At 42.2% G+C, this 6,261-nt stretch carries 6 protein-coding genes and 2 pseudogenes; 4 read left to right on the forward strand and 4 right to left on the reverse strand.

Annotation, left to right across the window (positions count from 1 at the left end; genetic code table 11):
• Positions 1-95 precede the first annotated feature (95 nt).
• The 4 genes and pseudogenes from FTV42_RS15095 (at position 96) to sul2 (ending at position 2,020) form a co-directional block, all read left to right on the forward strand.
• Positions 96-362: a mobilization protein gene (locus FTV42_RS15095; protein WP_088749624.1), complete on the forward strand. Its 267-nt coding sequence runs from the start codon at positions 96-98 to the stop codon at positions 360-362.
• A 17-nt stretch (positions 363-379) separates the two neighbouring features.
• Positions 380-613, forward strand: a pseudogene (locus FTV42_RS15100) (hypothetical protein); the annotation flags it as partial.
• Positions 612-1,070, forward strand: a pseudogene (locus tag FTV42_RS15105) (IS3 family transposase); the annotation flags it as partial. The pseudogenes FTV42_RS15100 and FTV42_RS15105, both read left to right, overlap by 2 nt.
• Positions 1,071-1,204: 134 nt before the next feature.
• Positions 1,205-2,020 (forward strand): sulfonamide-resistant dihydropteroate synthase Sul2, encoded by an 816-nt coding sequence (sul2, locus tag FTV42_RS15110; RefSeq protein ID WP_001043260.1) that lies wholly within the window; start codon positions 1,205-1,207, stop codon positions 2,018-2,020.
• 440 nt (positions 2,021-2,460) lie between these two features.
• On the opposite strand, the gene FTV42_RS15115 is transcribed toward sul2, so the two are convergent.
• The 4 genes from FTV42_RS15115 to mobQ all read right to left on the reverse strand — a co-directional run bounded on the left by FTV42_RS15115 (position 2,461) and on the right by mobQ (position 6,020).
• Positions 2,461-3,012 carry a plasmid replication DNA-binding protein gene (locus FTV42_RS15115; protein WP_223182242.1) on the reverse strand — a complete coding sequence of 184 codons (552 nt, stop codon included), beginning with the start codon at positions 3,010-3,012 and terminating at the stop codon, positions 2,461-2,463.
• A gap of 60 nt (positions 3,013-3,072) precedes the next feature.
• Positions 3,073-3,996 (reverse strand): replication initiation protein RepM, encoded by a 924-nt coding sequence (repM, locus tag FTV42_RS15120; protein WP_004811812.1) that lies wholly within the window; start codon positions 3,994-3,996, stop codon positions 3,073-3,075.
• Between the two features lie 252 nt (positions 3,997-4,248).
• Complete coding sequence (locus tag FTV42_RS15125; protein ID WP_180039150.1) at positions 4,249-4,482, reverse strand: hypothetical protein; 234 nt, start codon at positions 4,480-4,482, stop codon at positions 4,249-4,251.
• A gap of 101 nt (positions 4,483-4,583) precedes the next feature.
• Entirely contained in the window at positions 4,584-6,020 is a 1,437-nt protein-coding gene (gene mobQ / locus FTV42_RS15130) for a MobQ family relaxase (RefSeq protein WP_180039151.1), read from the reverse strand.
• Positions 6,021-6,261 lie beyond the last annotated feature (241 nt).

Genomic DNA, 6,261 nt, shown 5'->3' on the forward strand with positions numbered 1-6,261 from the left:
TTCGAGGAAAACATTACTATACATATAGCACCTTGAATGCATATTCAAGTGCGCTTATGTTAGGGATGGTTTCCCAGGATGATGGTATTGGATTAATGAGCGTTACTGAAACACTAGACAGCAAAATTAAAGCCCAGGAAGAAAAGCTGAAACAGCTCAAAGCTCAAAGACAGGCAGCACTAGCAAGAGAACGAGCCAAAGAGAAAGAACAGGCTCGAAAGGACGATACCAGACGCAAAATTTTAATTGGATCCTGTATGTTAAAAATCACTGAAGATGATGAACAAGCCAGAGCTAAACTAATTGCTCAGATGGATAAGTATTTAACGGATGAGCGTGACCGAAAGCTATTTAATCTATAAATTTTGAGAGATGAGTAGTGGAAGATTCAACACTTAATGAGTTAATACGTAATACAGAATTATTCTTTGAACATCACTGGAATGTAGATCTATTAGGAAAGCCTCCTGAATGGTCACCAGTACATTTTAATTTTGGAAAAATTCCTAATTACGATAAACAAGGTGTATATGCGTTTATCAAAGGAGATTTAGTGACTTATATCGGTGTTGGGACTTCTAGAGGGGCTGGCCGTTATCGTGGTAATGGCTTATACCGCCTTTATTATTGATGTGTTCTCGCGAGCAATTGTTGGATGGAAAGTATCAACACGGATGAATACAGACATGGTGCTCGATGCACTGGAGCAAGCATTGCATGATCGAGGCATGCCAAAGAACGTGATTCATCATAGTGACAGAGGTGTGCAATATCTTTCCATTCGTTATACCAATCGTTTAGAAGCAGCAAATTTACGAGCATCAGTCGGTACGACCGGTGATTCATACGATAATGCTTTGGCTGAAACAGTGAATGGCTTATACAAAACAGAGGTGATTGAATATTTAAAAGCAGATTGGCAAGGTTTAGCGGATGTACAACTTGCGACATTAAATTGGGTAGATTGGTTCAATAAAGAGCGTGTACATAGTGCACTAGGTTATGTGCCACCTTTTGATTTTGAAGCAATGTACTATGATAAAATTAATCCGTTAGGTCAGGTGGCCTAACTTAAATAAAAAAGTCTCCGACAAACCCGGTACGGTTCAGATCACCGCAAACAGGTTACTCGCCTGGGGATTCCCTTTCGACCCGAGCATCCGTATGAGACTCATGCTCGATTATTATTATTATAGAAGCCCCCATGAATAAATCGCTCATCATTTTCGGCATCGTCAACATAACCTCGGACAGTTTCTCCGATGGAGGCCGGTATCTGGCGCCAGACGCAGCCATTGCGCAGGCGCGTAAGCTGATGGCCGAGGGGGCAGATGTGATCGACCTCGGTCCGGCATCCAGCAATCCCGACGCCGCGCCTGTTTCGTCCGACACAGAAATCGCGCGTATCGCGCCGGTGCTGGACGCGCTCAAGGCAGATGGCATTCCCGTCTCGCTCGACAGTTATCAACCCGCGACGCAAGCCTATGCCTTGTCGCGTGGTGTGGCCTATCTCAATGATATTCGCGGTTTTCCAGACGCTGCGTTCTATCCGCAATTGGCGAAATCATCTGCCAAACTCGTCGTTATGCATTCGGTGCAAGACGGGCAGGCAGATCGGCGCGAGGCACCCGCTGGCGACATCATGGATCACATTGCGGCGTTCTTTGACGCGCGCATCGCGGCGCTGACGGGTGCCGGTATCAAACGCAACCGCCTTGTCCTTGATCCCGGCATGGGGTTTTTTCTGGGGGCTGCTCCCGAAACCTCGCTCTCGGTGCTGGCGCGGTTCGATGAATTGCGGCTGCGCTTCGATTTGCCGGTGCTTCTGTCTGTTTCGCGCAAATCCTTTCTGCGCGCGCTCACAGGCCGTGGTCCGGGGGATGTCGGGGCCGCGACACTCGCTGCAGAGCTTGCCGCCGCCGCAGGTGGAGCTGACTTCATCCGCACACACGAGCCGCGCCCCTTGCGCGACGGGCTGGCGGTATTGGCGGCGCTGAAAGAAACCGCAAGAATTCGTTAACTGCACATTCGGGATATTTCTCTATATTCGCGGTTCAGCAGGCATGTCCCCTTTGAGGGCGACCCGACGACAGGATATACATTTCTGCCCAATGTTCTAAATTCTGTTCTTCAAACAATTCTATTAGTTCTTGAATTGTTGATTTTAAATCTTCAATTTTATTTTTCATAAAAGTATTTTTTAAGATTCTCTAAAATTAACATAATACACCTTATACGAAATGCGTTATAATTCTCTTGAAAATTCAATGCTGTAGTTTCTAGTTGATAGCCCGAACATCCCTGTTCGGGCTTTTTTTATCTTTTTTAGTGTTCCACGCTTAATAAATAAGCAATGTTCCACGATTTTATTCAGTTTTAATAAACATCATCCGGTTTTTTGAGGAGTCATTATTTCATTGCTGGCAATGAAATTGGCTCATCGAAAAAGTGGAGTGCTGGCTAACCATAAGGAAGGAAGAAACGGCTCAGGAAGCCCCTTTTTTTAGGTTCAGGCTCAATATGTTCAGGGATAGGGATCCGTTTGTTCTCAGGAGTAGTCAATCCGTCATAGTTTGATTCATCCTGTGACCGAGGATCTGTTGCTATATTCGAATTAGTAGATTCATTTAGCTGATTAATATTTTCTTGTTTTGGCTGTTCTAAGGTGCCTTTAAACTCAATTCTGTGAGTAAGATCTTCAATATGTTGCATCAAAGACTTTTCTCTTTGATTTGCTAAATCTAACTGATTTTTGAGTAAAGAAATCTGATCTTTTAATACATTTTCAACTTCAGATTGAACGTGTACCTGTACATCCTTCTGAACTTGTTCAGTGCGTGTACTGGACTGAACACTGATTGGATTGCCATAAACTCTAATAAGTTCCGATAAGTCTATAAGACCATCATGATCTCTTGATAATTCACCATTTTTTAAAGCCTCATATATTGTTGTACGTGATTTTTTAAAGGCTTTACTTGCGTCCATGACGCTGAATTTTGTTGTGTTCAATGTAATCCCTCAGTGCGTGTACAAGGATGTTCGTGTGAACATCCAATCTGAACATGAAGTTTATTTTGTATTAAAGCCTACTTTCTTTAGATAGGGGAGTAGTTCTTCAAATTTTTGTGGATCTCGTAGCATTTCAGAAATTCGAACTGCAAATTGTGAGTAGCTTTCAGTACCTTGAGAATATTTATTCATATCTGGAAGCTCAGATAATTTACTGGCAAAAAGATGACACTGTGCATCGGTAAATTTTGAGAAAATCTCAAGAGCAGTTTGCTCTTTAGTATGAGCTATAACGACTTTTTTCAGTTTAAAGGTGAATGAAAAACCAGAAATATTACGTCCCTTTTTATGTTGCTGACATTGGACGTTAATATCCGTATGTTCATTAATTTGAGCAATAGCTAAATTTAATACTCGATCTTTAAAATTTCCCATTCTTGTATATTCATCATCAAGAACGCCTATTTTTTGTCTGAACTCTGCAAGTTCAATAATAGGAGTTTGACCCGTACTGCGCCAAGCAATTAATAATTCATATAATCGCACAGCATAAGCGCTGCTGAGATTACTAATCTGTTGTAACTCATATTTAGTAAATTGTTCTTCTAAACGTGTAATAAGTGGCACGATTGCAGGGGCAAATATTAACTTTACTGTAGCTTCATCGTCGATATATCTAATTTCGCTGACCCAACGACTTAAAACATTCTCTACATTTCCTCTTTTATTAATTTCTTGATAGCTAAATTGACGTACAAATAGATCTTTACAGGCATCTTTTAACGCTTGGTAAGCTGTTTGTCTTGCAACATTAAATTGATTTACATAACTCTCAGCATGGACTTCTAAAGGGTCATTTGCATTGATTCCCCGACCACTATCTCTTGCTTCGACGATGGCTAATAAGATCAAACGTTGTTCTACTAAGTCTAAGTTATAACTCGCATTAATTAATGCATTGTCTTTAACTACTAAGTCCCGCATTCTATTTATCTACATTATTACTTATGAATATAAATCTATAATAATAAATATGTAGATTAATGCAAGGTAAACGTAGTTAAATCTGCAAAAAAAATAATGTAGATTATTGGTAGGTAAACGTAGTCATATTGGTAGGTAAACGTAGTCATATTGGTAGGTAAACGTAGTCATATTGGTAGGTAAACGTAGTCATATAAGCTCTAGAAGCCTTTATTTACAAAGACTTGATCCTCTCTAAAAGCATTTAAAAGCTTAAAAATAATTAAAAGCCCAAAACATAAAAAATTGCCCTTGGTTTTCGCTTCGCTCAAACTCTATTGAATCTCGCTTTCGCTCGATTCGTCGGGGCAATTTTTGGTTCATATTTTCGTGAATTTGAGAAAAAGCAAAAGCAAGATCAAAAGCAACTCGGAATTCGCTTCGCTCATGAGCTTTTTTTCTCGCTACGCTCGGTTTAGGGATCAAACTTGGAAAGTTCGCACCCATGCGGGATGCTCTGATATGCAGGTGATTGATGGATAGGGAGCTTGTAATCAGGGAAAGGAAAGGGCAAATTTTCTCAGTTCGCTCGTAGACACTCGCTCTGTTTATCGACTCATGCCACGAGATTTCATTTTAGGCGCATGTTGCTGTGCTTTGAGCTGTTGTTCTTGTCTGAATTTCATCTGTTGTTCTGCTTTGATCTCATTCACACATTTCTTAATAACTTGATAGGTTGAGTATAGAGTTTGGTATTGCTTGGCTTTGGCCGGATGTTGTTGTTGGTACTGCTTCCAGGCATGTTCTTTGAACTTTTCATTTTCCAATAAATCCTTCACACCATGTTTTTTCTGGTGTTCATGCTGACCTTTCAGTTTTTTGTGTTCCTGATAAACCTCGTCACGTTGGGCTTCCCAGGCTTTTTTTCCAAACAGTAAGGGTTTGTTCTGGGTTAATTCGTTGTGTTGATCGACCAGGCTTTGCAATCTGTCATGACTTTGCTTGAGTCGGCTCTTCACGATGTCCTGGGCGAGCTGCTGATTGAACTCGTTTTGATGTTTGTGTTGCTTGCTCAGGGTCTTTTCGGCCTTCTCTAGATGCTGCTGCATGAAATCCATGTCTAGATCCGCGTCTTTTGCGCTAATTTCGCGTTTTAATACTTTGCCAAGGGTTTCCCTCTGTTTTTCCTCAAACAGGGCTTTTTCGTCAATTGGTGGCGTTTTAGCGCTATTTTTGAGTTTGATCTGCTGTTCAGTTTTCAGTGTGCTGAGTTTGATCTCATTTTCAGCAATTAGCAGATCCATATTTTTGCCGTATTGCAGCTGAGCCTGATTTCTCTGTTTGATTTCATCATTGCTTCGGCTGATTTCGGTCTCAATTCCTTTTCGGCGCAGTTCGGTGACTTTCGGCCCTTCGTGCAGCGTGGCTTCCAGACCATTCTCCTGGTCTTTGTAGCTGCGGTGGTCGACTCGGGCGGTGTATCCGGCCATGTCCAGGTGTATATTGCAGATATCGGCAAAGTGTTTGCGCCAGTGTTCGATTTCTCCACTGTGTTTCTGATCCAGTTCCCGGGTTTTCTCGGTAAAACCTTCGGGAGTGAGCTTGCGTGTGCTCATCAGGATATGGGCGTGATAATTGCGTTCATCACTGCCGGATCCGGTATGCGGGGCATGGATACAGGCATCAACGGCCACCTGATGTCTGTCCACGATACTGGCGCATAGTTCTTCGAGCATGGCCAGGCGTTGTTCCTGATTTAATTCACTTGGAAAAGCGATTTCAAATTCCCGGGCAACTGTCGAGTTTTTTCGGGTTTCGCGCTGTTCAACTTCGTTCCAGAGTCTTTCCCGGTTTTTTAAATGTTCTGGTGCGTCTTTGGGTAAATAAATTTCTTTGTATTCCACACCAGTTTTTCGGCTGTAGTCATGTTCTCGGCCTTCACGTTCACAATAGATCTTTTCACCAGCCCGATAGGCGATTGCAGCAGTGGCGGAACGTCCTGCTGATCGTGCTACAGTTTTGACTGAAAAGTGGTAAATCGCCATGCCTGTTTTTCGCTTTTAAATTTTCACGTAGTGAAATACAACCGTGCTTACGGTTGTCGGGGTATTGGGGAGACCCCAATCGGACTTGCAAACGAAGTTTGCATAAGTGCGCTCTTCGAGGAAAACATTACTATACATATAGCACCTTGAATGCATATTCAAGTGCGCTTATGTTAGGGATGGTTTCCCAGGATGATGGTATTGGATTAATGAGCGTTACTGAAACACTAGACAGCAAAAT

Source organism: Acinetobacter sp. YH16052 (assembly GCF_013417155.1).
In the GTDB taxonomy this organism is placed as follows: Bacteria; Pseudomonadota; Gammaproteobacteria; order Pseudomonadales; family Moraxellaceae; genus Acinetobacter.

Excerpts from the sequence above, each read along its gene's own strand:
- mobQ (WP_180039151.1), bottom strand. The coding sequence starts at position 6,020 with ATGGCGATTTACCACTTTTCAGTCAAAACTGTAGCACGATCAGCAGGA.
- FTV42_RS15125 (WP_180039150.1), bottom strand. The coding sequence starts at position 4,482 with ATGGGTGCGAACTTTCCAAGTTTGATCCCTAAACCGAGCGTAGCGAGA.
- FTV42_RS15095 (WP_088749624.1), top strand. The coding sequence starts at position 96 with ATGAGCGTTACTGAAACACTAGACAGCAAAATTAAAGCCCAGGAAGAA.
- sul2 (WP_001043260.1), top strand. The coding sequence starts at position 1,205 with ATGAATAAATCGCTCATCATTTTCGGCATCGTCAACATAACCTCGGAC.
- repM (WP_004811812.1), bottom strand. The coding sequence starts at position 3,996 with ATGCGGGACTTAGTAGTTAAAGACAATGCATTAATTAATGCGAGTTAT.